Raw genomic sequence first — 24,331 nt, forward strand, 5'->3', positions numbered from 1 at the left:
GATGCGCCTCGTCGACTACCTGGACAAGGGCGCCCAGTTGGGCGCCGACGCGCCGTGCCTGTGCATGGGAGACACCCGGCTGTCGTACGGCGACGTGCAGCGCCTGAGCCACCGCGTGGCCCGCGCGCTGCAGCGCAGCGGCGTCGCGCCGGGCAGCAAGGTGGCGGTGCTCTCCGGCAACGACCCGGTCGCCTTCGCCTGCGTGTTCGGCGTGTCGCGCGCCGCGGCCGTGTGGTGCCCGATCAACCCACGCAACGAGGCGGCCGAAAACCGCTTCGTGCTCGATGCCTTCGACTGCAGCTGCCTCATCTTCCACAGCAACTACGCGCCGCTGGTCGAGCAGATGCGCGCCGACCTGCCCAAGGTGAAGACGCTGGTGTGCCTGGACCAGGCGATGCCGTATGCGCCGTCGCTCGATCAATGGCTCGACGGCACGGACCACACGGACCACACGGACCACACGGAAGACAGGCCGATCGACGTGCCCGTGATCGACGACATCGCGATGATCGCCGGCACCGGCGGTACCACCGGCCAGCCCAAGGGCGTGATGCTCTCGGGCCGCAACCTGGAGACCATGTCGGCGCTCACGCTGATGGGCTACCCCTTCGAGGGCCGGCCCGCGTACCTCGCGCTCGCACCGCTCACGCATGCGGCCGGCGTGCTGTGCCTGCCGGTGATGGCGCTCGGCGGGCAGGTGGTCATCATGCCCAAGCCCGACCTCGCCGAATTCCTCGCGCTGATCGAGCGCCACCGCATCACCCACACCTTCCTGCCGCCCACGCTGATCTACATGCTGCTGCAGCATCCGCAGCTCGCCGCGACGAAGCGCGATTCGCTGCAGTGCTTCTGGTATGGCGCGGCGCCCATGTCGGCCGCGCGGCTCGAAGAAGCGCTCGAGAAGATCGGCCCCGTCATGGCGCAGCTCTTCGGTCAGACCGAAGCGCCGATGATGATTTCGATGATGTCGCCGAAGGAGCATTTCAACGCCGATGGTTCGGTGGCAAGGCAGCGCCTTTCTTCGGCGGGCCGGCCCGGCCCGCTGGTGCAGGTCGGCGTGATGAACGGCGACGGTGCATTGCTGCCGACCGGCGAAAGCGGCGAGATCGTCGTGCGCGGCTCGCTCGTGATGGCGGGCTACTACAAGGACGCCAAGGCCACGGAAGAGGCCTCCCGCTTCGGCTGGCACCACACGGGCGACATCGGCTACCTGGATGCCGACGGCTTTCTCTACATCGTCGACCGCGCCAAGGACATGATCATCTCGGGTGGCTTCAACGTCTATTCCGCCGAAGTCGAGCAGGTGCTGATGCAGCACCCCGACGTGCAGGACAGCGCCGTCGTCGGCCTGCCCGACGAGAAGTGGGGCGAGCGCGTGGTGGCGGTGCTGCAGCTGCATGCCGGGCGCGCGGTGGATGCGGAAGACATCAAGGCCTTCGTCAAGGCGCGCATCGGCAGCGTGAAGGCGCCCAAGCAGGTCGAGGTGTGGGCCGACCTGCCGCGCTCCAAGGTGGGCAAGGTGCTCAAGAAGGAAGTGCGCGCGTCGCTGATCGCGGCGGCGCCCTGACGCCTTGAGCCTGGCCCGCGCGCGCTTTCTCCAATGAAAGCCGCGCGAGGCGAAATCCTACCGATGCTTCCGAAGCCCGCCCACGGGTTTGGGATGGGGGGCTCGTAGCCTTTGCGCTTTGCAGCAAAGGAAGCACGCATGGCCCACCGCAAAGTCGCCGACCTCGTCATCGAAACCCTGCAGCGGGCCGGCGTCAAACGCTGCTACGGCATCGTCGGGGACACGCTGAACCACGTCACCGACGCGATCCGCCGCAGCGACATCGAATGGGTGCATGTGCGGCACGAAGAGGCGGCCGCCTTCGCCGCGGGCGCGGAGTCGTACCTCACGGGCGAGCTCTCGGCCTGCGCCGGCTCGTGCGGGCCGGGCGGGCTGCACTTCATCAACGGCGTTTTCGAGGCCAACCGCAACCGCGCGCCGATGGTGCTGATCGCCAGCCAGATCGTGACGGCCGAACTCGGCATGGAGTTTCCGCAGGAGGTCGATTTCAAGTCGCTCTACGCCGGCTGCAGCGTGTTCTGCGAGCAGGTGCAGTCGGCCGAACAGGCGCAGCGCGTCGTGGCGCTCGCGGCGCAGGCGGCGCTCTCCCGGCGCGGCGTGGCGGTGGTCATTCTGCCGAGCGACATCGCGCAGACGGAGGTGAAAGAAGGCCTGACTTTCGCCGTGCACCGCACCGCGCCGGTGATCCGGCCCAACGACGGCGAGCTCGCGCAGCTGGCCGCCTTGCTCGGCAAGGGCAAGAAGATCTCGATCTATGCCGGCCATGGCTGCGAAGGCGCGCACGAGATGCTGCTCGCGCTCGGCCAGTGCCTGAAGGCGCCGATCGCCCACACCTCGCGCGCCAAAGATTTCGTGGAGCACGACAACCCGTTCAACATGGGCATGACCGGCATCTTCGGCGTGGAGTCGGGCTACCGCGCGCTGCAGGAATGCGACACGCTGCTCCTGCTCGGCGCGGACTTCGCGTGGAGCCAGTTCTATCCGGCCAAGGCGACCATCCTGCAGATCGACACCGACGGCAGCCACCTCGGGCGGCGCCATCCGGTCGCGCTCGGGCTGGTGGGCGACATCGCGCCCACCGTCGAGGCGCTGATCCCGCTGCTCGAAGAGCGCAGCGACCGCAGCTTTCTGGACGAGTGCCTGTGCCATCGCCAGGAGGCGGTCGAAACGCTGCGGCGCGACGAGCGCCCGGGCAAGGAGGGGTTGATCCATCCGCAGCACCTCACGCGCGTCATCGACGAGCTGGCGGCCGACGATGCCATCTTCACCGCCGATGGCGGCAGCCCGATGGTGTGGTCGCTGCGGCACCTGAGCATGAACGGCCGGCGCCGCACGCTCGTGAGCCTGCTGCACGGCACGATGGCCAACGCGATGCCGCAGGCGCTGGGCGCGCAGAAGGCGTATCCCGGGCGGCAGGTGATCTCGCTCTCGGGCGACGGGGGGCTGGCGATGCTGCTGGGCGACCTGATGACCGCGGTGCAGGAGAAGCTGCCGATCAAGGTCGTGGTCTACAACAACGCGAGCCTGAACTTCGTGGAGCTCGAGCAGAAGGTCGAAGGCCTGCTGGACAACTACACGGATTTGCTGAACCCCGACTTCGCGCGGCTGGCTGAAGTGATCGGCTTCTACGGCCAGAAGGTGGAGCGCGCCGAACAACTACCCGATGCGGTGCGCGCCTTCCTCGCGCACCCGGGCCCGGCGCTGCTGGACGTGACGGTCAACCGCACGGAGCTGGTGATGCCGCCGAAGGTGGAGTTCAGCCAGGTCGCGGGCACGATGCTGTATTCGGCGAAAGCGGTGCTGAGCGGGCGGTCGTCGGACGTGGTGGACCTCCTCAAGGACAACTTCACGCAGTGAGCACCGCGACGCGGTAGCGCGGCGACGCAAGCAAAAGCCCGCCGAAGCGGGCTGCTTGCGGGTTCACACGCGCGTCAGAAGCGTGCCTTGAGAAAAGCCGATGGCCCTTGCAGCCGCACCTTCAGCCGCGAGTCCGCGGAGTCGCTGTCGCGGGTGAGGTCGATGTTGGTCACGCCGTACGAGACCACCACGCCCACGTTCTTCACCGGGAACCACTCGACGCCGGCCGAGGCGTTGTAGATGTTGCCGTGGAAGCGGCCGCTGCTCTTCCACACGCCCGAAGCGTCGGCGAACAGGCGCAGGTCGGGCGTGATCGCGTGGCGCACGCCGATCTCCAGCAGCGGCGCGATGGCGTTGTCGCTCGAGCTCTGGTTCAGCGTGCCGACCTGGCCGTTCACCGAGACCAGCGCGCTCGCGCCCAGCGTCGCGCGGTAGTAGGCGGCGCCCGCGCCCAGGCCGAACACGGTGTTGCCCGAACCGAGCCACCACTTGTAGGAGAGCTTGGCGAAATCCAGCTTGGTGTTGAAGTTCGCGTTGCCGATGGCGCTCAGCGTGCCGAACGGGCCGAGCGAGGTGTTGTTGCTGAACTGGCCGTCGTAGTCGCGCTTGTACTGGTAGTAGTCGAACGAAATGCCCTGGCTGTCACCGAGCAGAAGGTCGGCAGTGATGCGCGGCATCGTCACCCGGCCGGGCTTGATGTCGCCCGAGGCGAGCGAGCCGTAGGGCGTGGCCACCGAGGCGTTGAATTTCGGATCGGCGCTGAAGGCCCCCACCGAGAAACTGAACCGGTCCAGCGCCGGCGAAGGATCGGCCAGCGCCGGTGCGGTGGCGAAGAGAAAGCCGGAACCGACGAGCGCGCCGAGGGCGCCGAATCTGACCGTCCAGTCGAACGGGCGGGTGCGAAGCGACAGCATGACAATCCTTAGAAAAGAATGAGGGCCCCGGGCACATCGCGTGGCGCAGCGGTCTTTCGCTGCGCGTGGTGCCTCGCGGCCAGACTCCCTTGAACCAGCCGTACCTTAGGGAGGGCGAGCGGCGCTTCGAATGCGTCGAATGCGGGTCTTCTTGTAGGAATTTCTTGATGGCCGAGGCTGGGGCTGGGGCCGGCGCTACAGTGCCGCATGCGCAAACACCTCTCCACGACCACCGGCCCGCAGCGTCTTCTCTATGGCACGGTGGTCGGTGTCGCGGTGGCGCTGGCGCCGTGGCCCGTCGGCGGCATGGCGCGCGGGCTGGCGGGGTGGTGCGCCGGGGTGCTGGTCTACCAGGTGCTCACCTGGTGGCTGATCGAGACCTTCGATGCGCGCCGCACGCGCGAGCGCGCGCAGTCGCTGGACCAGCCCAACCTGATGATCCTGGTGTCGATGCTGGTGGTGGTGGCCGTGAGCGTGATCGCCATCGCGATGCTGCTGCAGCAGGTGAAACAACTGACCGGCTGGGAGCGCGCCGGCCACGTCGTGCTCGGCGTGATCGCGCTGGTCGGCTCGTGGCTGATGATGCACACGATCTACGCCTTTCACTACGCGCACCGCTACTACATCGACCAGAAAGGCGGCTCGCCCGACGGCGGCCTCGACTTTCCGGGCAAGGACGATCCGGACTACTTCGACTTTCTCTACTACTCGTACGTGATCGGCATGACCTCGCAGGTGTCCGACGTGCAGGCCACCTCGCGCGAGATGCGGCGCATCACGCTGATCCACAGCGTGCTGGCGTTCGCGTTCAACATGCTGGTGCTGGCGCTCTCCGTCAACGTGGTGGCTGGAGCGATCTGATCGCCGTCGTCAGGCAACTTTGGGCTTGGGGCCGAGCCTGACGATGCCCGTCGAGAGCGCCACGCCGCACACGATCACCACCGCGGAAATCAGCATCCACTGCGTGATGTTCTCGCCGAGAAATACCGCGCCGTAGAAGAGCGCGAACACCGGCACCAGGAAGGTCACGGTCAATGCGCGTGCCGGGCCGGCGCGTTCGATCAACCGGAAGAACAGGATGTACGCCACGCCCGTGCAGGCGATGCCCAGCGCCAGCAGCGCGAGCCACGCGCGCAGGCTCGGCATCTGCGCGGGCCAGAGCCAGATGGCGGGCAGCGCGAGGAAGAGCGTGGCGCCCAGCTGGCTGCCCGTGGCGGTGGCCAGCGGCGGCACGCCAACCAGGTAGCGGCGCGTGGCGCTGGCCGAGATGCCGTAGCAGAGGCACGCCCCGAGGCAGGCGATCACTGCCCACAGCGCCGCGTTGCTGCTAGCGCCGGCATGCAGGCCCGCGCTGCGGCTCGCGAGCATCGCGACACCCGCAAAGCCGATCACGAGGCCGACGATGCGCGAGCCGCTCGGACGCTCGCGGAACCAGGCCCATGCCACCAGCGCGCCGAACATCGGCACGGTGGCATTCAAGACGGCGGCGAGGCCTGAGTTGATGGTCAAGAGCGCGAAGCAGAAGAGCGCGAACGGCATCCCCGAGTTGAAGACGCCGACGCCGAAGGTGGCCTTCCAGTGCGTCGCGATGGCCGGCCCTTGCCCGCGCAGCAGCGCGATCGGCAGCAGGAACAGCGCGGCGATGGCCACCCGCACCGCCGCCGTCGGCAACGCGCCGAACTCGGCCGCGCCGATGCGCATGAAAAGAAAGGACGCTCCCCAGAGCGCCCCGAGCAACACGAGGTCGATGAGCCAGGGTTTGGCGGTGCTGGTGGCGATGTTGTTTTGCGTTGTGGTGCTCATGCGTCTCTCGGTTTTTTATCTCGCGCCCTCTAGCTCCAGGAGCGCGGTCTTGCGATGAAGCCCGCCAGCGTAACCGGTCAACGACCCATTGGAGCCCAGCACGCGGTGGCAGGGGACGATCACGCTGATCGGATTGCGCCCCACGGCCGCGCCCACCGCGCGCACTGCGGCCGGGTTGCCCACGTGCGCGCTGAGCGCGCCGTAGGTCATCGTCTTGCCCGCGGGAATGCCGAGCAGCGCGTGCCACACGCTCTGCTGGAACGCGGTGCCGTGCGAGAGGTCCAGCGGCATGTCGAAGTCGCCGCGCTTGCCGGCGAAGTAATCGCGCAGCTGCGTGCCGGCCTCGACCAGCGCCGGATGGTCGTCCTTCGCGATCCAGCCGGTGGTGTCGGGCCAGTGGCGCTGCTGGTCGAACCAGACGCCGGCCAGGCCCTGGTCGGTGGCCGCCATCGTGATGCCGCCCAGCGGCGTGTCGATGTGCGAGGTGTAGATGGTCTTGCTCTTGAACTTCATGACATTTCAGGCGGTGAGGCCTGCCGTGGTGATGTTGGAAGAATCCGCCGGCGCTTGTGCGACGGCCGTGGGGGAAGAGGGCGCGTGCCATGCACGAAGCACCGCATAGCTGCGCCAGGGGCGCCACGCCTGCGAGGCTTCGCCGGCCGCGCGCGCGGTGGTCACGCCCAGCGCCTTCTGCAGCGCGATGTCGCCTGCGGGAAACGCATCGGGCCAGCGCAGCGCGCGCATCGCGATGTACTGCGCGGTCCAGGCGCCGATGCCGGGGAGCTCCTGCAGCGCGGCGATGGTCGCGGGCACGTCGGCGCCCGCATGCAGCGCCAGCTTGCCGGCCGCCACTTCGCGGGCGATGGCCTGCAGCGCGGCTTGGCGTTGTCGCACGATGCCCAGTTGCCCGAGCGCATCGCCGCTGGCCGCGGCAATGGCCGCCGGCGTGGGGAACAGCTTGTCCAGGCCGTCGATGGGCGTGGCGATCGGTTCGCCGAACGCCTCGACCAGCCGCGAGCCCAGCGTGCGCGCCGCGGCCACCGTGATCTGCTGGCCCAGCACCGCGCGCACCGCGAGCTCGAAGCCGTCGACCGTGCCCGGCACGCGAAGACCGTCGCCGTGCGGAAAGGCGTCATGCAGCGCGGCGTTGATGGCCATCGGCTCGGCATCGAGATCGAGCATGGCGCGGGCGCGGCTGATCACGATCGGCAGCACCGCGGCGAGCGAATCGCTCACCGACAGCAGCATCTGCTCGCGTTCGATGTCGAAGCGCAGCTGCAGCCATCCGGCGTGTGCCTGTGCGCCTTGCTGCACGCGCAGCGTGCGGGCCAGGCGCACGTATGTCGGGGTCTGACCTTTGGCGGGCGCCTTGCCGTCGGCCGTGGTCGCCACTTCGACGCCCCGCAGGGCGCGGCGCGCGAAGAAGCCGAGCATCGCGTTCACGTCGTAGGGCGGGCGAAAGCCCAGGCGCACTTCGATCGCCTTCGCTTCTCGGCCTGGGGTGCCGCCCTGGGCGCCGCCCGCGCGCCGCAGTGCGCTCGGGTTCAGGCCGTAGTGCTCCACGAAGGCCGCATTGAAGCGCCGCACGCTCGCAAAGCCGCTGGCCAGCGCCACCTGCGTCATCGGCAGGCGGGTGTCGGCGATCAGCTGCTTGGCGGCCAGCAGGCGCCGCGTCTGCAGGTACTGGAGCGGGGAGACGCCGAACTGCGCCTCGAAGATGCGCCGCAGGTGCCGGTCGCTCACGCCCAGGCGCGCCGCGACCTGCGCGGCGCCGGGGCCGCTGTCATCCCCGTGGACCCATGCATCGGGCTCGTCGATCAGCCGCGCGGCCTGCAGCGCGAGGATGCGCGAGGCGTCTTCGGTGGACCAGCTCGCTGCGCGCGGGGCCAATTCGGGCCGGCAGCGCAGGCACGGGCGAAAGCCCTCGGCCTCGGCCTGCGCCGCGTGCACGAAGAAGCGGCAGTTCTCGCGCCGCGGGAGCTTCACGCGGCACACCGGCCGGCAGTAGATGCCGGTGGAGGTCACGGCGGTGAAGAACGATCCGTCGAAGCGCGCATCGTGCGTCTTCATCGCCAGGTAGCAGGCGTCGCTCTCGAGCGCTTCAGAGGGGGCGTGGGTGGAAGGCATGGGCAAATGATACGGTTTCGCCTCGTTTCAACTGGCCGTTTTCGGACATGTGGGCAGGCGGGCCGTTGCCTACAATGCCCCGTTCCGAAAACCAACAGGGAAACGCCTTTCATGCAGCTCAGCGCGTCGATCTTCAAGGCCTATGACATCCGCGGCGTCGTGCCCGTCACCCTCGATGCCGAGGTGGCAGAAGCGCTCGGCCGCGCGTTCGGCAGCGCCGCCCGCGCCGCCGGCGAAAAGACGGTGGCCGTGGGGCGCGATGGCCGCCTGTCGGGCCCCGCGCTGGCCGAGGCGCTCGTCAAGGGCCTGGTGGCCACCGGCGTCGAGGTGATCGATGTGGGCGCGGTCACCACGCCGATGCTCTATTTCGCGGCCCACACGCTGTGCACGAGCGGCATCCAGGTCACCGGCAGCCACAACCCCAAGGACTACAACGGTTTCAAGATGGTGCTGGCCGGCCGCGCGATCTACGGCGACGAGATCCAGGGCCTGCGCAAGACCATGGAAGACGGCACCGCCAAGCTCGCTGCCGGCGGCAGCGTGCGCAAGGTCGATGTGACCGATGCGTATGTCAAGCGCATCGCGGGCGACATCAAGCTGGCGCGTCCCATGAAGATCGTGGTCGATTCGGGCAACGGCATCGCGGGCGCCACGGCCCCCGCCATCTTCCGCGCCATCGGCTGCGAGGTGGTCGAGCTCTTCAGCGAGGTCGATGGCGATTTTCCGAACCACCACCCCGACCCCAGCAAGCTGGAGAACCTCAAGGACCTGATGGCCGAACTGGCCAAGGGCGAGGCAGAGCTGGGCCTGGCGTTCGACGGCGACGGCGATCGCCTGGGCATCGTCACCAAGGACGGCCAGAACATCTTTCCCGACCGCCAGATGCAGCTGTTTGCCGAGGACGTGCTCTCGCGCGTGCCGGGCGGCACCATCGTCTACGACGTGAAGTGCTCGCAGCGCCTGGCGCCGGCCATCGAAGCCGCGGGCGGCAAGCCGATGATCTACAAGACCGGCCATTCGCTCATCAAGGCGAAGATGAAGGAAATCGATTCGCCGCTGGGCGGCGAGATGAGCGGCCACATCTTCTTCAAGGAACGCTGGTTCGGCTTCGACGACGGCACCTATGCCGGCTGCCGCCTGCTCGAGATCCTGAGCAAGAGCCCGGACGCGAGCGACGTGCTCAACGCGCTGCCCACCAGCTTCTCGACGCCCGAACTGAACGTGGCCTGCGCCGAAGGCGAGCCGCATGCGGTGGTCGACACGCTCGTCAAGAGCGCGAGCTTCGCCGCGCCCGCCAAGGTCTCGACCATCGACGGCCTGCGCGTGGACTGGCCCGATGGCTTCGGGCTCATCCGCGCTTCCAACACCACCCCCGTGCTGGTGCTGCGCTTCGAAGGCCAGACCGACGCGGCGCTGCATCGCATCGAAGCCGAGATGCTCGCGCTGCTGCGCACGGTCAAGCCCGACGCCAAGCTGGCCGAAGCCTCTCACTGACAGCTGTGCGTTCCCTGCTGCTGCGCCTGTACGGCGCCTTCACCACCGTCGTGCAACCGCTGGTGCGCCGCAAGCTGCGGCGCCGCGCGGAGGCCGAGCCGGGCTATGCCGTGGCCGTCGAGGAGCGCTTCGGCCACTACGACGAATCCATCACCGGCGAGGCCCAGTGCTGGGTGCACGCCGTGTCGCTCGGCGAGACGCGCGCGGCCGCGATCCTCATTGCCGAACTGCGGCGGCAGTACCCGGGCATTCCGATCCTGCTCACGCACGGCACCGCGACCGGCCGCGAAGAGGGCGCCAAGCTGCTGGAGCCCGGGGACACGCAGGTCTGGCAGCCGTGGGACACGCCCGGCGCCGTCGCGCGCTTCCTGGACCGCTTCAAGCCGCGCATCGGCGTGCTGATGGAAACCGAGGTCTGGCCCGTGATGGCCGCCGCCTGCGCCGAGCGCCGCATTCCGCTGGTGCTGGCCAATGCGCGGCTCAACGAGAAATCGCTGGGCGCGGCCGAGCGCCTGGGCTGGCTCGCGCGGCCCGCGTACTCGGCCCTCACGGCCGTGTGGGCGCAGACCGAGGCCGACGCGCACCGGCTGGTGTCGCTCGGCGCCAAGGTGGCCGGCGTCTACGGCAACCTCAAGTTCGACGCGACGCCCGACGCGCGGCAACTCACCGCCGCGACCTCGCTGCGCGAGCGCCTGCCCAAGCCGATGGTGGTGCTCGCGAGCTCGCGCGACGGCGAGGAGCGGCTGCTGCTCGAGGTGCTCAAGCGCTTCGGCGCGACCTCGCCCGTGCCGCCCGAGCAGGGCGCGATCCGTTCGATCGCCAAGCGCGTGCACGACGTGCAATGGATGATCGTGCCGCGCCATCCGCAACGCTTCGACGAAGTGGCCGCGCTGATCGAATCGCAAGGCTTCGCCGTCGCGCGTCGCAGCGCGGCCGGGCAGCCGACGGACGCGGAGATCTGGCTGGGCGATTCGCTCGGCGAGATGGCCCTGTACTACGGCCTGGCCGACGTGGCGCTCCTGGGCGGCAGCTTCGAGCCGCTGGGCGGGCAGAACCTCATCGAGCCGGCCGCGTGCGGCTGCCCGGTGGTGATGGGCCCCTCGACCTTCAACTTCGCCGAGGCCGCGCAGCTGTCGCTGGCCGCGGGCGCCTCGCTGCGCGTGGAAGGCATGGAGCAGGCGGTGACGGCGGCGCTCAAGCTGGTCGAGAACCCCGAGCGGCGTGCGGCGATGGCGCAGGCTGCGCTGGCGTTTTCTTCGTCGAACCGCGGGGCTGCGGAACGCACGGCGGCTGCGGTGCTGGCCATTGCGCAGGCGGCGGAGCCGGTGGCAGTGGAGGAAGGCGTGCCGCTGGAAGAGACCAGGGCGGAGCCGACGCTGGACTGAGCTCCCCGGCGTTATTTCACGGATCGGCCCGGTAGTTGAAAGCCGGTGCCGCCGGACCCCGGTCCGGGTGACGATTGTTCTCAGTGTTGGCAGAGCGGTCCCCGCAAACTGCATCGACCTATTTCCTTGTCATGGAAGCCGTCGATGCCCTGCATGTTCTCGCTCCGATCTCCCGCGTTTCCTTTCTCCTTTCCCTTTCTTTCCCGTGAATCGGGCGATGCCCGGTTTGATCTTCGCAAATCTCCCTGCGAGACGCGCACATGATCATCAGCCCGCCCTTTCTGCCCTATCGTGCCGGCCAATCCGAAGATGCATGGCTCGACACGGCCATGGCACAACCCGCCTCTCGCCTCGCGAGCACCAACGCGCCAGAAGGCTCGTTCCCGCTGAGTCTCAAACTGGCTTGGCACAACGGCATCCACATCCAGGCACCCATTGCCGGCGGGGCGTATTTGCCAGTGCGCGCTGTCGCCGATGGCAAGGTAGTTTTTGTTCATGCTCCCACTGCGCAGAACGCCGAGCTGGACCATCCGCTCAACTACAACCCGTTCCATGGAGAAACGCCGTCGGCCGCATGGACCAGCGACGGGTTCCTCGTCATCGAACACAGGACGGAGATCGGTGCCGCGGGGGCGGTTGTGACGGAAGTCGTCTATTACAGCGTCTACATGCATCTGAGCAGCATTGCCGCTTGCCCCAGAACAGGCCTTGAGTGGTCAGTTGGCAAAGCCGTTTATCGGAAAGAGGAGCTCGGTGCGCCGGGGCAGATCTATGGGCATGACGGGCAAATCCATTTCGAGATTTGCTGCAACAAGGCGAACCTCGCGCTGCTGACCCAACGCGGACCCGACTGGGTCGATCCATTGGCCTTGCCGCCACCCACCGCCGATGGCCGCACCGACAGCGTCTTCGGCAGTCTCTACGTCTACCTGCCCGCCGGCACGCCAACGAGCACCAGTCAGCCGACCCATCATTTGCGGGCAAGCGGCCACGTGGGTGGCGCGGCAAGCGCCGCCTCGGACCACTTCCCGCCAAATACGCTGCATACGCCTTTGTGGGTGCAGATCACCTATGAAAACGGGGGTGCGACGCTGGCAAGCTACGACGCGCACGGCACCGCTATCGGCGTGACCAGGAACGACAGCCGGGACGACTACATACACCGCGCCAATGCCCCTGCGGCCGCTGGCCACAGCTTCGAGTACGACCTGTACGCCGCTGCCAATGACCGTCACGACGCGTTGGACGCCGCCGCCCAGGCCGTGAGCAGTCCCAGCGGCTGGTATGAACTGCTGCGTTTCGCGCGCAATCTGGGCGGCGACCCGCTCCCTTCCAACGCAGCCCACTGGCGCAAGGTCGTCACGACCTCGGGGGAGGTCTGGGCGGACCTCAATGCGCAAGGCACTTTCAAGTTCAGCGACGCCGACTTCCTGCCCGTCATGGGGTGGAACTGCTTCGACGACGATCCCGCGCCAGCCGATCAGCGGTGTGATTCGCTGCATATGAAGACGCTGATCCGAGACCCCGATCCTGCCAATGCACGACGCATGGAGTCCGTTCAACTGGCTCGCCGGCTGGGAGAAGTCGATGTGAGAAGAAAACTGCGACGCGCCATCTGCCGGTTTCCGAGCGAGTGGGACCAGACAAGCCTGCAGGCGCGCTACGGATGGCTGGAGACCGAGGACTTCAAACCCACAGACGACGACGCCACAGGCGCGCAGAAGTGGGACCGCTTCGTGAAACACGCCAACGCGATCAGTTTCCTGGACTTGCCCACGGAGATCGTGAAGGCCGATTGGCGCTTCCACCCGAGAGAGTTCGTCGGGCACATGAGGAAATGCGAATGGCTAGGGCGGGACGAATTGGCGCAACTGGTTGTCCGGAGAACCAGGGCGCAGCCGCATATTCCGATAAATTGGGCGCAGGCAAAATCCAGAATTTCTGCCCATTACCCTCAATTGAGCAAGGCATTGCGCAAGTACAGGATATGCACCCCAGCGCGTTGGGCTCATTTCTTTGGGCAATGCATTCAGGAGACGGACTACCTGCGGACCATGGAGGAGTATGGCGGCCTTTCCTTGGACTATGCGCCCTATTTCGGCAGGGGATTCACGCAGTTGACCTGGGCAAAAAATTATATTGCCTACGGAAAATTCAGATCCTATGCACCGCCGATTCCTTTTACCGCGGCGAATTTTCCCAATTGGCACGCCCGGTACCGGAACAATTGGTATGACGGGCGACCCTCGGCGGCGCAGATTCAACGAAATGGCCGAAGCACATACGTTCTCGATGGAAAGCCGATCCCTTCCTGGAATGTGGAGGCGGTATCAACAGACAGCAGCATGGCATCGGACTCCGGAGGTTTCTTCTGGGTGTGGAAAGCGCTGGCAAATTCTTCCACCGGTCACCTTGCAGGAGAGTCCTGCATTCTCAGATTGGCAGACCGAGGATTTGCACAAGCCGATGTGGATGAAATAACCTACAACATCAATGGCGGCTGGAATGGGCGCGACATTCGCCGCATCACCGGGCCTTATGCGTGGGCGGTGTTGAATGATGTTCCCATGCCTGCGGGCTTTGAACGCCAGGTGCCCTGAGATGAAATTCAAGAAAAAATCATTAGCAGTACTTGTTCTTCTCCTGAGCGGATTTTTCGCGCTCGCACGGTCCACGGAGAAGAGTACCGACACATCGTTCAAGGCATCGGGCGATAAATCTCTTGTCGGAGCGTTGACAGGAGAGGGAAAACTCTCAATTTCGCGTTTTCGAGATGGTGGATTGAAAGAGATCATTTCACTGCAAGGCGTCGCTCGATACGCCATGAGTGCCAACGATAATTACCTCGCGGTCGTGAGCAAGGTAAATGAAAAAATCGCATTGTCGATCTATGAAGCCAGAACGCGAGAATTGAGATTTCAACAATATATTGACGATCTTCCCGAGGAAGTCTGGCTCGGCAACGAGGGGGATGTGATCGGTATTTATGCCGGTGAAAAATTCACTGCGTACACCCTCGACGGAGGCGGAATGAAGAAGGTCTACTCAAAGTCTTCCGTCGAATTTCTGGCTTCGGCCAGTGGGAATTTTCTTCTGTTTAAAACAGAAGAAGGGTACCTGCAGATTGTTCGATCGGGCAATTGGGGGGATGTCGCATTGAGTTCGAATCTCGTGCAGACGGCAGTCGAAGAATGGCTCGCAATCAATAGACCGGGTGCGAAAAATCCAGGTGAAGGGCCGCTCATATTTCCCAGAAAAATCGGCCACATGAGTTTCGATGACCGACTGATAACGATTTTCCTGGGAGAAAACGATCAGACTTTCATCAACATTTGCGCATCGACGGGCCGAATAGTTTCGACTGCAGCCTATGACGTTCGAGTCAACGTCTATCCAGATGTCGACGAGTCGGGGCGCTATTTTGGAGTTCTGCTTACTCCCAATTCAGATGATTCCAAATTTCAAAGACCTTCGACGTATTTTGGTATTCGTTTGCACGAAATTTACGGAGGCGAATCTATAGGGAAAATTCCACTGAAACAAAAGGATGTGACTGAGTACCACCGGGTCGGCACTTCGCATTTCAGTCCGACAGTCCAATGGTTCTCTTTTCTGAAGGCTGGAAAGACAACGAAAATTTCGGGCGCGATGTTGGCAGGATCGACTATGAGCGTCTGGAGAAAAGATCTAGGAAGAATGTATATTTCCAAAGAAGAAATTCAATCCCGATGCCCTTCTATTTGAATTCAGCGCTGCAAAAAATCAAGAAATTTCTGGGGACGATGCTATTGGTGAATTTGCAGATTCTCTCGGGAGCTAGCGCCGCAACGACTCGCCCGGCAGCGGGCTTTGAAGAGGCCGGCTGTAACTGGGCGAATTGAACGGTCGGGCGCCGCCCGTCGCAGCCTGAGCGGAGCCGACCGCCTCTTTATCAGCGCACCGGCGGATTCACGATCACCGGCGGCACCGGTGCCGTTGGCATCGTCGGCGGCGTCGGATTGAACGGCTGCACCGGCACCGGCGGCACCACCGGGATGCTGGGCGGCGTCACCGGTGTCGAAGGCGCGAAAGAACGGTCCGGTGGCGTGGGTGAAGGCACCGCTGGCGCGCTGCCATTGCTCGCCAGCGTCGCGTTGATCGCGTCCATGTCGGCCGTCGTCAGCGTGCCGTTGGCCTGGCGCAGTTTCAGGTTCCCGAGCAGCACGTTGTAGCGCGCTTGCGCGAGGTCGCGCTTGGTCTGGAACAACTGGCTCTGCGAGTTGAGCACGTCGATGTTGATGCGCACGCCCACCTGGTAGCCGAGCTTGTTGGCATCGAGCGCGCTCTGGCTGGAGGATTCGGCGGCTTCCAGGGCCTTGACCTGGCCCGCGCCCGACACGAGGCCCAGGTAGGCCGCGCGCGTGGCCTGCGCCACGCTGCGGCGGGTGCCGTCGAGCACGCTGCGCGACTGGTCTTCGAGCGCCAGGGTTTCCTTGATGCGGTTCTCGGTGGCAAAGCCGGCGAAGAGCGGCAGGTTGAACGTGACGCCGACGGTGGCCGCGTTGATGCGCGTGCCCACGGTGCTGGTGCTGGTGCCCGTCGGGTTGCGCGTGACGTTGTAGCCCAGGTTGGCGTCCAGCGTGGGCTTGTGGCCGGCCTGCGCTTTCTGCACTTCGAGCCCGGCCACGTCCAGGCCCAGGCGCGCCTGCTGGATCGCGGGGTGCACCTCGTCGGCCTGCGCGACCCATGCGTTGATGTCCGCGGGCTGGGCGGTGGGCAGCACGACCGGCACGGCCAGCGGCACGGGCACGCTGCCGGGGCGGCCGACGAGCTGGTCGAGCACGATCTTCTTGACCTGCAGGTCGTTCTCGGCGGCGATTTCCTGCGCGATCACCAGGTCGTAGCGGGCCTGGGCTTCGCGCGAGTCGGTGATGGTGGAGGTGCCGACCTCGAAGTTGCGCTTGGCCGAGGCGAGCTGCTCGGCCACGGCGACCTTCTGCGCGCGCACGAGCGCCAGGCTGTCCTGGCTCGCGAGCACGTCGAAATACGCCTGGCTCACGCGCACGATCAGGTCCTGCTCGGCCGTGGTGAACACCGCCAGCGCGATCTCCGCCTGGCGCTTGCCCTGTTCGTAGGTGGCCCAGTTGGCCGGGCGGTAGAGCGGCTGCGTGGCGTTGATGCCAACGTTCTGCGTGTTGAAGTTGCGCGAGGCGCTGGCGCCGCGGTTGTCGCCCGTGAGGGTGTCGACGTCCAGGTTGCTGCGGTTCACGCCGGCCGTGAGACCGACGGCCGGCAGGATGCCGGCCTTGGCCTGCGCGGCGCGCGCGACGTTCGCGTCGTACTGCGCCCGCGCGCCCTGGTACGTGGCGTCGTAGCCGCGGGCGGAGTCATAGAGTTCGTTCAGTGTCTGGCCTTGGGCCGGCAGCGCCAGCAGGGTCGCGATAACGCTGGCGAGTGCTGCGGAAAGTGGCAGAAGCCGGGGCCGTGGAGGCATTGAACGTCCTTGAGGAAGAGAAAGTCTTTTTGCGCGCTCAAGCAGCGTCGTACGCTCGCGTCGAGCGAAGCGGTGCCAATTCCAGGAACACCACGGAACCGGCTTTGCCGGGCCGTCGGTGTTGCCCCCTGCAAGGGGGAAGGAGAAGCGACACGAAGTGCGCGGAGCCTGGGGGTGTCATTCAATACCGCGGGACCGAAGGGTCGTGCGAGGACCAGGCGTCGATGCCACCCGCCACGTTGGCGAGCTGGTCAAAGCCGTTCTGGTTCAGAAACGCGGCCACGCGCTGGCTGCGCGCGCCGTGATGGCAGAGGCACGCAATGCGTTGTCCCTCGCCCAGTTCGGCGAGGCGCCCGGGAATTTCATTCATCGGGATCGCCACCAGCGTGAAGCCCGCGGGCGCGACGCTCGCCGTCTGCAGCTCCCACGGTTCGCGCACGTCGAGCAGCACGGGGGCGGCATCGGCGTCTTGCGCAAACCAGGCGGCGAGGTCGGCGGGGCGGACTTGGTCGATCATGGGTGCGGCCCGCTCAGAACGAGAAGCGCGAAGGCTCGGGGAAATTCAAAAGGCGCGGTGCCACGGTGTCCCAGGGCTGCGTCGTGTCCCACTTGCTTTCGCTCGAGCGGGTGACGAAGTGGGCGCGCATCATCGGCTCCTCGCCCACGATGGCGGCCAGGCGGCCGCCGACCTTCAGCGATCCCAGCAGGTTCTGCGGAATGCGGGCGACCGAGCCGCTCAGCACGATCACGTCGAAGCTCGGGCCGCTGGCCAGGGGCACGGCGCCGTCGGCGTGACGCACTTCGACGTTGCTCACGCCGTTCTGGCGCAGCGTCTGGGCGGCGCGGGCGGCCAGCACGGGGTTGATTTCGAGCGACAGCACCTGGGCGGCGCGGGCACCGAGCAGGGCGGCCATGAAGCCCGAGCCGGTGCCGATTTCGAGCACGGACTCATGTTTCTGCACCTTCAGGTCGTGCAGCGTCCGGGCCTCGACCTTGGGCGAGAGCATGAATTCGCCAGGCACCGAGCCGTCGAGCAGCGGCAGCTCCATGTCGAAGAACGAGAGCGTGCGGTGGGCCTCCGGCACGTAGTCTTCGCGGTGGATGGTGGCCAGGAGGTCCAGGATGTCCAGGTCCAGCACATCCCAGGGGCGGATCTGCTGTTCGATCATGTTGAAGCGCAAGCGCTCGAGGGTGGGGGTGGGGTTCATGGCGTGGCTTTCCTTGTGGGCTCAGGACAAACCTTCAATTTTAGGTGGCCCGGATGACGCCAGCGGCCCGCTCGGCCATACAAAAGTCTTCTTCATGCCTTGTCCCCGGGGCGCACGCTGAGCCCGTAGAGCACGGTTTCGGCCTGGGTGGCGAGGAATTTCTCGGGGTCCAGGGCGCTTTCCCCATCGACGCAGACCATGGCCGAGTGCTTCCAGAGCATCAGGAAGACCATGGGCGCGATCACCGAATAGATCGCATGCTCGATGTCGACCGGCGCGAATTCGCCGCGGTCGATGCCGCGCTGCAGGATGCGCCGCAGCAGGTCGTGGCCGGGTCGCACCACCTGCTGACGGTAGAACTCCGCCAACTCGGGAAAATTGCCGCCTTCGCTCATCATGAGCTTGGTCAGGCCCGAGGCCTTGGTCATGCCCACGCGCTCCCACCAGACGTTCATGCAGTAGCGCAGCATCTCGGCGGTGGTGCCCTCGAAGGCCTCGAACTCGGCGTTCCACTCGGTGAAGCGGCCGCCCAGGCTCTCCATGATCACGGCCTTGAAGAGCTCTTCCTTGCTCGGAAAATAGAGAAAGAGGGTGCCCTTGGAGACCCCGGCGCGCGCCGCCACTTCCTCCGAACGGGTCGCGGCAAAGCCTTTTTCGACGAACAGGTCGAGCGCGGCGGCCAGCAGTTCGCCGGGGCGCGCTTCTTTCCGGCGTTCTCGCTTGGAGCGCACCGGGCAGAATTTGTCGACAAGGGAACGGGGAGTGGGCATGTGGGTTAATGACTCGCGGGTTAGTAATGTAGTGACCGGCATCCGTCACGTCAAGCCGCGACAATATCGGGTTCGCCGATTCCCAACCTGCCGGAGCAGTGCCCATGACTTCCTCACCGTCGCCCACCGAAACCATCGTGATTGGCGGAGGCTGCTTCTGGTGCACCGAAGCGGTCTTCGACCGTGTGCAGGGCGTGCTGGACGTGGAGTCGGGTTATTGCAACGGCCAGGTGGTCAATCCGACCTACGAGCAGGTCTGCACCGGCCGCACCGGCCACGCCGAGGTCGTGAAGCTCCAGTTCGATCCCGCCCAGATCAGCCTGCGCGAAATCCTGGAGATCTTCTTCGTCGTGCACGACCCGACAACGCTCAACCGCCAGGGCAACGACGTCGGCACGCAATACCGCAGCGGCATCTACTACACGAGCGACGCGCAAAAGCAGGTGGCGCAAGACGTGATCCGCGAAATCGAGGCCAGCAAGACCTACAGCGCGCCCGTCGTGACCGAGGTGGCGCCGCTCGCCAACTACTCGACCGCCGAGGCGTATCACCAGGACTATTTCCTGAACAACCCGAACCAGGGCTACTGCGCGTTCGTCGTCGGCCCGAAGGTCGAGAAGTTCCAGAAGACCTTCGCCTCCCGCGTCAAGGCCTGATCGAAGCCTGATCCTCTCCGTTTCCGTGCACCTCGCCGCCCGCCCATCCCCGCAGTTCTCGACCCGCGCGATCCTTGTCGTGCTGGCGATCGCGTTGTGGTTCGCGGGCACGCTGGGCGTGATGCACCGGTCGCTGCACGTGCCCGGCCTGGCCTCTGCGTCCTCGGCGGCGGCGACGGTCCAGGCGGCAAAGGCTGAAAAGGGCGCCCACGTCCACGCGGGCCACGGCGTCGTCAGCCTCTTCGGCGACCACACCGACGCCGAGTGCCGGCTGTACGACCAGCTCTCGCACGGATCGAGCGTCCCCGGCGTGCCGCTGGTGGTGCTGCCGGTGCTGCTGCCCTCGGCCACGTTCGCTTATCTGCAGGGCGAAGCCATCGCCCGCTGGGTTGCGCTGTTCGACGCGCGCGGCCCGCCTTCCACTCGCTGAATCCCCCCGTGTTCCGGTCGCTGCGCCTGCCTTGTGCGGGTGACGGCGTGCCGTCCATTGATTCAACGAGTGTTCACCATGATTCCCAATTTCCGTCGCAACGCCATCGGCGTCGCCGTTCTTTCGCTCGCCTTCGCCGGCGCGTCCCATGCGCAACAAGCTGCCCAGGCGCAGGCCCAGGCCGCCGATGCCCCCGGCCTCGCCGCCATCACCGTCACGGGCAATCCGCTCGGCACCAATGACCTGATCGCGCCGACCGTCACGCTCTCGGGCGAAAAGCTCCTGCTGCGTTCCGACTCGACGCTCGGCGAAACGCTCAACAACCTGCCCGGCGTGAGCAGCAGCTACTTCGGCCCCAACGCGAGCCGCCCGATCATCCGCGGGCAGGACGGCGACCGCATCCGCATCCTGCAGAACGGCGGCGGCGCGCCCGACGCCTCGGCGCTGAGCTACGACCACGCGGTGCCGGTCGACGCGCTGGTCACCGACCGCATCGAAGTGCTGCGCGGCCCCTCGGCGCTGCAGTACGGCGGCAGCGCCGTGGGCGGCGTGGTCAACGTGATCGACAACCGCATCCCCACCGAGCCCATCAACGGCTTCGGCGGCCGCGCCGACCTGGGCTTTTCCACCGGCAACAAGGAGAAGAACGGCGGCGTGGTGCTCGAAGGCGGCAACGACCGCTTCGCGCTGCACGTGGACGCGTTCAACCGCGACTCGAAAGACGTCTCGGTGCCCATCGACCTGGATTGCAGCAAGCCCGGCTCGCCCTGGCGCGCCCGCAAGATCTGCAACTCGGCCAACGAGGCGAACGGCGGCGCGGTCGGCGGCACGCTCTTCTTCGACCAGGGCTGGATCGGTGCCTCCGCCAGCACCTACCGCAGCAACTACGGCACCGTGGCCGAGGACGACGTGACCATCCGCATGAAGTCCGACCGCTACGCGCTCGAAGGCGAATGGCGCCCGGGCGGCATCATCAGCAGCATCCACGCGAAGCTGAGCCACACCAACTACCGCCACACCGAGTTCGAGGGCCCCGAGGCGGGCACCACGTTCTCGAACATGAGCAACGACCTGCGTATCGAGGCGCGCCACCAGAAGATCGGCAACTTCGAAGGCCTCGTGGGCTTCAGCAGCGAGACCAACCGCTTCGCCGCCGACGGTGAAGAAGCCTTCGCGCCGCACAGCCGCACGCGCTCGAACGCGCTCTTCCTCTATGAAGAGTACGGCGCCTCGTGGGGCAAGCTGAGCTTCGGCGCGCGCACCGAGAAGGTCCGCATCCGATCGCTGGGCTATCCGGACGATCCGACGGTCACCCGCTTCGCCGTCGGCGAGCGCACCTTCAACCCGCACAGTGCTGCGTTCGGCGCGCTCTTCAACCTCACGCCGCAGTGGCAGCTGACCTCCAACCTCGCCTACACCGAGCGCGCGCCCAAGGACTACGAACTGCTCGCCAACGGCCCGCACGTGGCCACGGCCGCATGGGAGCTCGGCGACCCCAACCTGCAGAAGGAAAAGTCGACCGGCCTGGACCTCGGCGCGCAGTGGAAGTCCGGCCCCAACACGGCCCGCGTGAACGCCTACGTCACGCGCTTCAGCAACTACATCGGCCTCACCGCCTCTGGCCGCACGCTCGACGAAGAGGGCCAGGTGGTGACCGACCCGGCCGCCACCGACACGCTGGCCGAGTACGTCTACAGCGGCGTGCGCGCGCGCTTCACCGGCCTCGAGGCAAGCGGCAACCTGCGCCTCCTGGGCACCGACGGCTTCGCGCCGATGACCGATGCCTCGACGCTCGATCTCGAATGGCGCGGCGACGTGGTGCGCGCGAAGAACCTGGACACCGGCGAGCCGCTGCCGCGCATCGCGCCGTTCCGCACCGGTGCCACGCTGGTCTACGGCAACGGCCCGTGGAGCGCGCGCCTGGGCTTCGACTACAACGCGGCGCAGCGCCACGTGCCCAGCGTCGGCGCACGCGAGACCGATGCCTACACGCTGTGGAACGCCGCGATCTCCTACCGCATGAAGGTGCAGCGCGCGAACCTCACCTGGTATGCGCGCATTGACAACATCGGCAACAAGCTGGCCTACAGCCCGACGTCGATCCTGACGACGACGGTGTATCCGAACGCGCCGTTGCCGGGGCGGTCGCTGAAGGTCGGGTTGCGCGTGACGTTCTGATCCACCGGTGCGGCCGTCGACCGGCCGCACCTCGGCAGCGTGCCCCAGTGCGCAGGGCATCGGGTACTCCCCGCAGCGAAATCAAGGAGGAGGGCGAAGCCCGGGGGACATTCGCGGAGGGGAGTACCCGGTGGCCTGTGCACGCACCCTGAACGGCTATCCTCGATGCGGTGAATTCCTTCGTCCTCTCTTCGCTGCTCCCCGTCGTCATCCTCATCGCCGCGGGCTATCTCGCCGGCAGGCGCCGGTGGATCGGCGGCAATGCGGTCAAGGACCTGTCGAACCTCATCTTCCTCTTGCTCGCGCCCGCGCTGCTGTTCCGCGCGATGAGCACGGTGCATGTGCAGGCGCTCAGCCTGAAGCCCGTCGCGGCGTACTTCATCGCCTCGGGCCTGCTGTTCGCGGGCACGCTCGCGTTGCGCGGGTTCAATCGCACGGCGGCGGTGATCGCGCTGGCCAACACCTACAGCAACACCGTGATGATCGGCATCGCGCTCGTGGATCTCGCCTATGGCGAGGCGGGCATGGTGGTGCTGCTGACGCTCATCTCGCTGCACTCGCTGGTGCTCATGACCAGCGCCACGCTCGTGCTGGAGCTGGCCGTCGCGCGCGAGCATGCGGTGGTCAGCGGCGAAGAGAAACGCTCGATGGCACGCACCGTGCTGCGGGCGCTGCGCAACGCCATCGTCCATCCGGTGCCGCTGCCGATCATCGCGGGCCTGCTGTTCGCGCAGACCGGCCTCGCGATGCCCGAGGTGATCGACAAGCCCATCCAGCTGCTCGGCCAGGCCTTCGGCCCGGTGGCGCTCGTCATGGTGGGCATCACGCTCGCGCTCACGCCCATCGGGCGGCACTGGCGCGGCGCGCTGGTGCAGGCGCTGGTGAAGAACCTGCTGCATCCGCTGCTGGTCGCGGGCATCGGCTGGCTGCTCGGCGTGCGCGGCATCCCGCTCACCGTGATGGTGGTGGCCGCGGCGCTGCCCATCGGCGCCAACGTGTTCCTGTTTTCGCAGCGCTACCGCACGGCCGAAGACCTCGTGACGGCCAGCGTGGCCGTGTCCACCGTGCTCGCGCTGGGCACCCTCACGCTCGTGATGGTCTGGGTGCAGTGGCTCCCCTGAGTCCTTCGGTTCTCATCGCGCACACGAGCCGCACGGGCCTGGAGCCGGGGAACGAGCGGCCCTCGATGCAGCGCGCGAACGGATGATCAGGGCGCTAGCCGTTCACGCACCCAGTCAGCGCCTTCGAGCCGATAACGCAGCCGGTCGTGCAGCCGGCTCTTGCGGCCCTGCCAGAACTCCCAACGGTCCGGCACCAGGCGGTAGCCGCCCCAATGCGGCGGGCGCGGCGGCGAGAGCAGGTGCCTGGCGGCGGCCACGGCCGCGTTCTTCACCAGCACGTCGCGGCCGCTGATCACTTCGCTCTGCGGACTGGCCCAGGCGCCGATGCGCGAGTCGAGCGGGCGGCTCGCGAAGTAGGCGTCGCTCTCGTCGGCGCCGGCCTTCTCCACGCGGCCCTCGATGCGCACCACGCGCTCGAGCTCGACCCAGTGGAACTGCAGCGACGCATACGGATTGCCCGAGAGCTCGCGGCCCTTGCGGCTCTCGTAGTTGGTGTACCAAACGAGGCCGCGCGCGTCGTAGCCCTTGATCAGCACGATGCGGCTGGAGGGTCGGAGGTCGCTGCCCACGGTGCACAGCGTCATCGCATTGGGCTCGGGCACGCGCGCGTCGATGGCCTCGGTGAGCCAGCGCTCGAACTGCTTCAATGGATCGCCCGCGCTGTGGGCTTCGCCGAGCTCGGCGCGCTCGTAGCTCTTGCGCAGCGCGGCGAGCGCTTCGTTGGAGAGAGGGGAAGTCATGCCGGGATTGTTGCGCACATACTCGGACCATGATGACGAAGGCGACAAAGGTGAACTCCCCCACGGTGATCGTGCTGGCCTCGGGCCGGGGCGAGCGCTTCATCGCGGCCGGCGGCTCGGGCTCCAAGCTGCGGGCGCTGCTCGCGGGCAAGCCGGTGCTCGAACGCACGCTCGATGCCGTGCGCGCGAGCGGCCTGCCGTGGCGCCTGGAAGACGCGGGTCATCCGGGCATGGGCGACTCGATCGCCGCCGCGGTGCGCGCCACGCCCGATGCCATCGGCTGGCTCATCCTGCCGGGCGATCTGCCGCTGGTGCGGCCCGAGACGCTGCAGGCGGTGGCCGCGGCGCTCAATGGGCGGGTCAATGCCGTGCAGCCGCAGTTCATGGGAGAGCGCGGCCATCCGGTCGCCTTTGCCGCCGGATGCCGCGCGCAACTCACGGCGCTGGAAGGGAACCTGGGCGCGGCGCCGGTGCTGCGCGCCATGCGCTCCATCGATTCGGTCGCCGACCTCGCGGTGGACGATGCCGGCATCGTGACCGACATCGACACGCCCGAGGCCCTGGCGCGCGCCGAGGCGCTGTGGCTGGAGCGCGAAGCCCGCTAGCCG

The 24,331-nt window shown here is 66.7% G+C and carries 21 protein-coding genes; 12 read left to right on the forward strand and 9 right to left on the reverse strand.

What is annotated here, in order from left to right:
* Position 1 precedes the first annotated feature (1 nt).
* Both JC881_RS28495 and JC881_RS28500 read left to right on the forward strand, forming a co-directional pair.
* Complete coding sequence (locus JC881_RS28495; RefSeq protein WP_198789110.1) at positions 2–1,567, forward strand: AMP-binding protein; 1,566 nt, start codon at positions 2–4, stop codon at positions 1,565–1,567.
* A gap of 138 nt (positions 1,568–1,705) precedes the next feature.
* Positions 1,706–3,424, forward strand: a complete 1,719-nt coding sequence (locus JC881_RS28500) for a thiamine pyrophosphate-dependent enzyme (protein WP_198789112.1) — start codon at positions 1,706–1,708, stop codon at positions 3,422–3,424.
* A 74-nt stretch (positions 3,425–3,498) separates the two neighbouring features.
* On the opposite strand, the gene JC881_RS28505 is transcribed toward JC881_RS28500, so the two are convergent.
* A complete protein-coding gene (locus JC881_RS28505; RefSeq protein ID WP_198789114.1) occupies positions 3,499–4,338 on the reverse strand; it encodes a hypothetical protein in 840 nt (279 codons plus the stop codon).
* Between the two features lie 207 nt (positions 4,339–4,545).
* On the opposite strand from JC881_RS28505, the gene JC881_RS28510 reads away from it, so the two are divergent.
* Entirely contained in the window at positions 4,546–5,199 is a 654-nt protein-coding gene (locus JC881_RS28510; RefSeq protein ID WP_198789116.1) for a DUF1345 domain-containing protein, read from the forward strand.
* Positions 5,200–5,208: 9 nt separating this feature from the next.
* On the opposite strand, the gene JC881_RS28515 is transcribed toward JC881_RS28510, so the two are convergent.
* Genes JC881_RS28515 through JC881_RS28525 form a run of 3 tightly spaced genes read right to left on the reverse strand, consistent with a single transcriptional unit; the run spans position 5,209 to position 8,268 of the window.
* A complete protein-coding gene (locus JC881_RS28515; protein ID WP_198789118.1) occupies positions 5,209–6,141 on the reverse strand; it encodes a DMT family transporter in 933 nt (310 codons plus the stop codon).
* Between the two features lie 15 nt (positions 6,142–6,156).
* Entirely contained in the window at positions 6,157–6,654 is a 498-nt protein-coding gene (locus tag JC881_RS28520) for a methylated-DNA--[protein]-cysteine S-methyltransferase (RefSeq protein ID WP_198789120.1), read from the reverse strand.
* Positions 6,655–6,660: 6 nt separating this feature from the next.
* Positions 6,661–8,268, reverse strand: coding sequence for a DNA-3-methyladenine glycosylase 2 family protein (locus JC881_RS28525; RefSeq protein ID WP_198789122.1), 1,608 nt, complete (start codon positions 8,266–8,268; stop codon positions 6,661–6,663).
* Positions 8,269–8,379: 111 nt separating this feature from the next.
* Between JC881_RS28525 and JC881_RS28530 the strand changes: the two genes are divergently transcribed.
* The 4 genes from JC881_RS28530 to JC881_RS28545 all read left to right on the forward strand — a co-directional run bounded on the left by JC881_RS28530 (position 8,380) and on the right by JC881_RS28545 (position 14,891).
* Positions 8,380–9,762 carry a phosphomannomutase/phosphoglucomutase gene (locus tag JC881_RS28530; RefSeq protein WP_198789124.1) on the forward strand — a complete coding sequence of 461 codons (1,383 nt, stop codon included), beginning with the start codon at positions 8,380–8,382 and terminating at the stop codon, positions 9,760–9,762.
* A 5-nt stretch (positions 9,763–9,767) separates the two neighbouring features.
* Entirely contained in the window at positions 9,768–11,147 is a 1,380-nt protein-coding gene (locus JC881_RS28535; RefSeq protein ID WP_198789126.1) for a 3-deoxy-D-manno-octulosonic acid transferase, read from the forward strand.
* 260 nt (positions 11,148–11,407) lie between these two features.
* Entirely contained in the window at positions 11,408–13,747 is a 2,340-nt protein-coding gene (locus JC881_RS28540; protein WP_198789128.1) for a M23 family metallopeptidase, read from the forward strand.
* A gap of 1 nt (position 13,748) precedes the next feature.
* Complete coding sequence (locus tag JC881_RS28545) at positions 13,749–14,891, forward strand: hypothetical protein (RefSeq protein WP_198789130.1); 1,143 nt, start codon at positions 13,749–13,751, stop codon at positions 14,889–14,891.
* Between the two features lie 187 nt (positions 14,892–15,078).
* On the opposite strand, the gene JC881_RS28550 is transcribed toward JC881_RS28545, so the two are convergent.
* The 4 genes from JC881_RS28550 to JC881_RS28565 form a co-directional block, all read right to left on the reverse strand.
* A complete protein-coding gene (locus tag JC881_RS28550; RefSeq protein WP_198789132.1) occupies positions 15,079–16,620 on the reverse strand; it encodes a TolC family outer membrane protein in 1,542 nt (513 codons plus the stop codon).
* Positions 16,621–16,801: 181 nt separating this feature from the next.
* A complete protein-coding gene (locus JC881_RS28555; RefSeq protein ID WP_176656184.1) occupies positions 16,802–17,137 on the reverse strand; it encodes a rhodanese-like domain-containing protein in 336 nt (111 codons plus the stop codon).
* A 13-nt stretch (positions 17,138–17,150) separates the two neighbouring features.
* Positions 17,151–17,828 (reverse strand): protein-L-isoaspartate O-methyltransferase family protein, encoded by a 678-nt coding sequence (locus tag JC881_RS28560; RefSeq protein ID WP_198789134.1) that lies wholly within the window; start codon positions 17,826–17,828, stop codon positions 17,151–17,153.
* A gap of 92 nt (positions 17,829–17,920) precedes the next feature.
* On the reverse strand, positions 17,921–18,598 hold the full coding sequence (locus JC881_RS28565; protein ID WP_198789136.1) for a TetR/AcrR family transcriptional regulator: 678 nt from the start codon (positions 18,596–18,598) through the stop codon (positions 17,921–17,923).
* 104 nt (positions 18,599–18,702) lie between these two features.
* Between JC881_RS28565 and msrA the strand changes: the two genes are divergently transcribed.
* The 4 genes from msrA to JC881_RS28585 all read left to right on the forward strand — a co-directional run bounded on the left by msrA (position 18,703) and on the right by JC881_RS28585 (position 22,983).
* The gene (msrA, locus tag JC881_RS28570) at positions 18,703–19,254 is read left to right on the forward strand and encodes a peptide-methionine (S)-S-oxide reductase MsrA (RefSeq protein ID WP_198789138.1); all 552 of its coding nucleotides are present in this window, start codon (positions 18,703–18,705) and stop codon (positions 19,252–19,254) included.
* A gap of 25 nt (positions 19,255–19,279) precedes the next feature.
* The gene (locus JC881_RS28575; protein WP_198789140.1) at positions 19,280–19,684 is read left to right on the forward strand and encodes a hypothetical protein; all 405 of its coding nucleotides are present in this window, start codon (positions 19,280–19,282) and stop codon (positions 19,682–19,684) included.
* 78 nt (positions 19,685–19,762) lie between these two features.
* A complete protein-coding gene (locus JC881_RS28580; RefSeq protein WP_198789142.1) occupies positions 19,763–21,862 on the forward strand; it encodes a TonB-dependent receptor in 2,100 nt (699 codons plus the stop codon).
* A 170-nt stretch (positions 21,863–22,032) separates the two neighbouring features.
* Positions 22,033–22,983, forward strand: coding sequence for an AEC family transporter (locus JC881_RS28585; protein ID WP_198789144.1), 951 nt, complete (start codon positions 22,033–22,035; stop codon positions 22,981–22,983).
* A gap of 86 nt (positions 22,984–23,069) precedes the next feature.
* On the opposite strand, the gene pdxH is transcribed toward JC881_RS28585, so the two are convergent.
* Positions 23,070–23,723 carry a pyridoxamine 5'-phosphate oxidase gene (pdxH, locus tag JC881_RS28590; RefSeq protein ID WP_198789146.1) on the reverse strand — a complete coding sequence of 218 codons (654 nt, stop codon included), beginning with the start codon at positions 23,721–23,723 and terminating at the stop codon, positions 23,070–23,072.
* 29 nt (positions 23,724–23,752) lie between these two features.
* On the opposite strand from pdxH, the gene JC881_RS28595 reads away from it, so the two are divergent.
* On the forward strand, positions 23,753–24,328 hold the full coding sequence (locus tag JC881_RS28595; RefSeq protein WP_198789148.1) for a nucleotidyltransferase family protein: 576 nt from the start codon (positions 23,753–23,755) through the stop codon (positions 24,326–24,328).
* Positions 24,329–24,331 lie beyond the last annotated feature (3 nt).

The organism is Variovorax sp. IB41, assembly GCF_016405905.1.
Lineage (GTDB): Bacteria > Pseudomonadota > Gammaproteobacteria > Burkholderiales > Burkholderiaceae_C > Variovorax.

Excerpts from the sequence above, each read along its gene's own strand:
- JC881_RS28495 (WP_198789110.1), top strand. The coding sequence starts at position 2 with ATGCGCCTCGTCGACTACCTGGACAAGGGCGCCCAGTTGGGCGCCGAC.
- JC881_RS28500 (WP_198789112.1), top strand. The coding sequence starts at position 1,706 with ATGGCCCACCGCAAAGTCGCCGACCTCGTCATCGAAACCCTGCAGCGG.
- JC881_RS28505 (WP_198789114.1), bottom strand. The coding sequence starts at position 4,338 with ATGCTGTCGCTTCGCACCCGCCCGTTCGACTGGACGGTCAGATTCGGC.
- JC881_RS28510 (WP_198789116.1), top strand. The coding sequence starts at position 4,546 with ATGCGCAAACACCTCTCCACGACCACCGGCCCGCAGCGTCTTCTCTAT.
- JC881_RS28515 (WP_198789118.1), bottom strand. The coding sequence starts at position 6,141 with ATGAGCACCACAACGCAAAACAACATCGCCACCAGCACCGCCAAACCC.
- JC881_RS28520 (WP_198789120.1), bottom strand. The coding sequence starts at position 6,654 with ATGAAGTTCAAGAGCAAGACCATCTACACCTCGCACATCGACACGCCG.
- JC881_RS28525 (WP_198789122.1), bottom strand. The coding sequence starts at position 8,268 with ATGCCTTCCACCCACGCCCCCTCTGAAGCGCTCGAGAGCGACGCCTGC.
- JC881_RS28530 (WP_198789124.1), top strand. The coding sequence starts at position 8,380 with ATGCAGCTCAGCGCGTCGATCTTCAAGGCCTATGACATCCGCGGCGTC.
- JC881_RS28540 (WP_198789128.1), top strand. The coding sequence starts at position 11,408 with ATGATCATCAGCCCGCCCTTTCTGCCCTATCGTGCCGGCCAATCCGAA.
- JC881_RS28545 (WP_198789130.1), top strand. The coding sequence starts at position 13,749 with ATGAAATTCAAGAAAAAATCATTAGCAGTACTTGTTCTTCTCCTGAGC.
- JC881_RS28550 (WP_198789132.1), bottom strand. The coding sequence starts at position 16,620 with ATGCCTCCACGGCCCCGGCTTCTGCCACTTTCCGCAGCACTCGCCAGC.
- JC881_RS28555 (WP_176656184.1), bottom strand. The coding sequence starts at position 17,137 with ATGATCGACCAAGTCCGCCCCGCCGACCTCGCCGCCTGGTTTGCGCAA.
- JC881_RS28560 (WP_198789134.1), bottom strand. The coding sequence starts at position 17,828 with ATGAACCCCACCCCCACCCTCGAGCGCTTGCGCTTCAACATGATCGAA.
- JC881_RS28565 (WP_198789136.1), bottom strand. The coding sequence starts at position 18,598 with ATGCCCACTCCCCGTTCCCTTGTCGACAAATTCTGCCCGGTGCGCTCC.
- msrA (WP_198789138.1), top strand. The coding sequence starts at position 18,703 with ATGACTTCCTCACCGTCGCCCACCGAAACCATCGTGATTGGCGGAGGC.
- JC881_RS28580 (WP_198789142.1), top strand. The coding sequence starts at position 19,763 with ATGATTCCCAATTTCCGTCGCAACGCCATCGGCGTCGCCGTTCTTTCG.
- pdxH (WP_198789146.1), bottom strand. The coding sequence starts at position 23,723 with ATGACTTCCCCTCTCTCCAACGAAGCGCTCGCCGCGCTGCGCAAGAGC.
- JC881_RS28595 (WP_198789148.1), top strand. The coding sequence starts at position 23,753 with ATGATGACGAAGGCGACAAAGGTGAACTCCCCCACGGTGATCGTGCTG.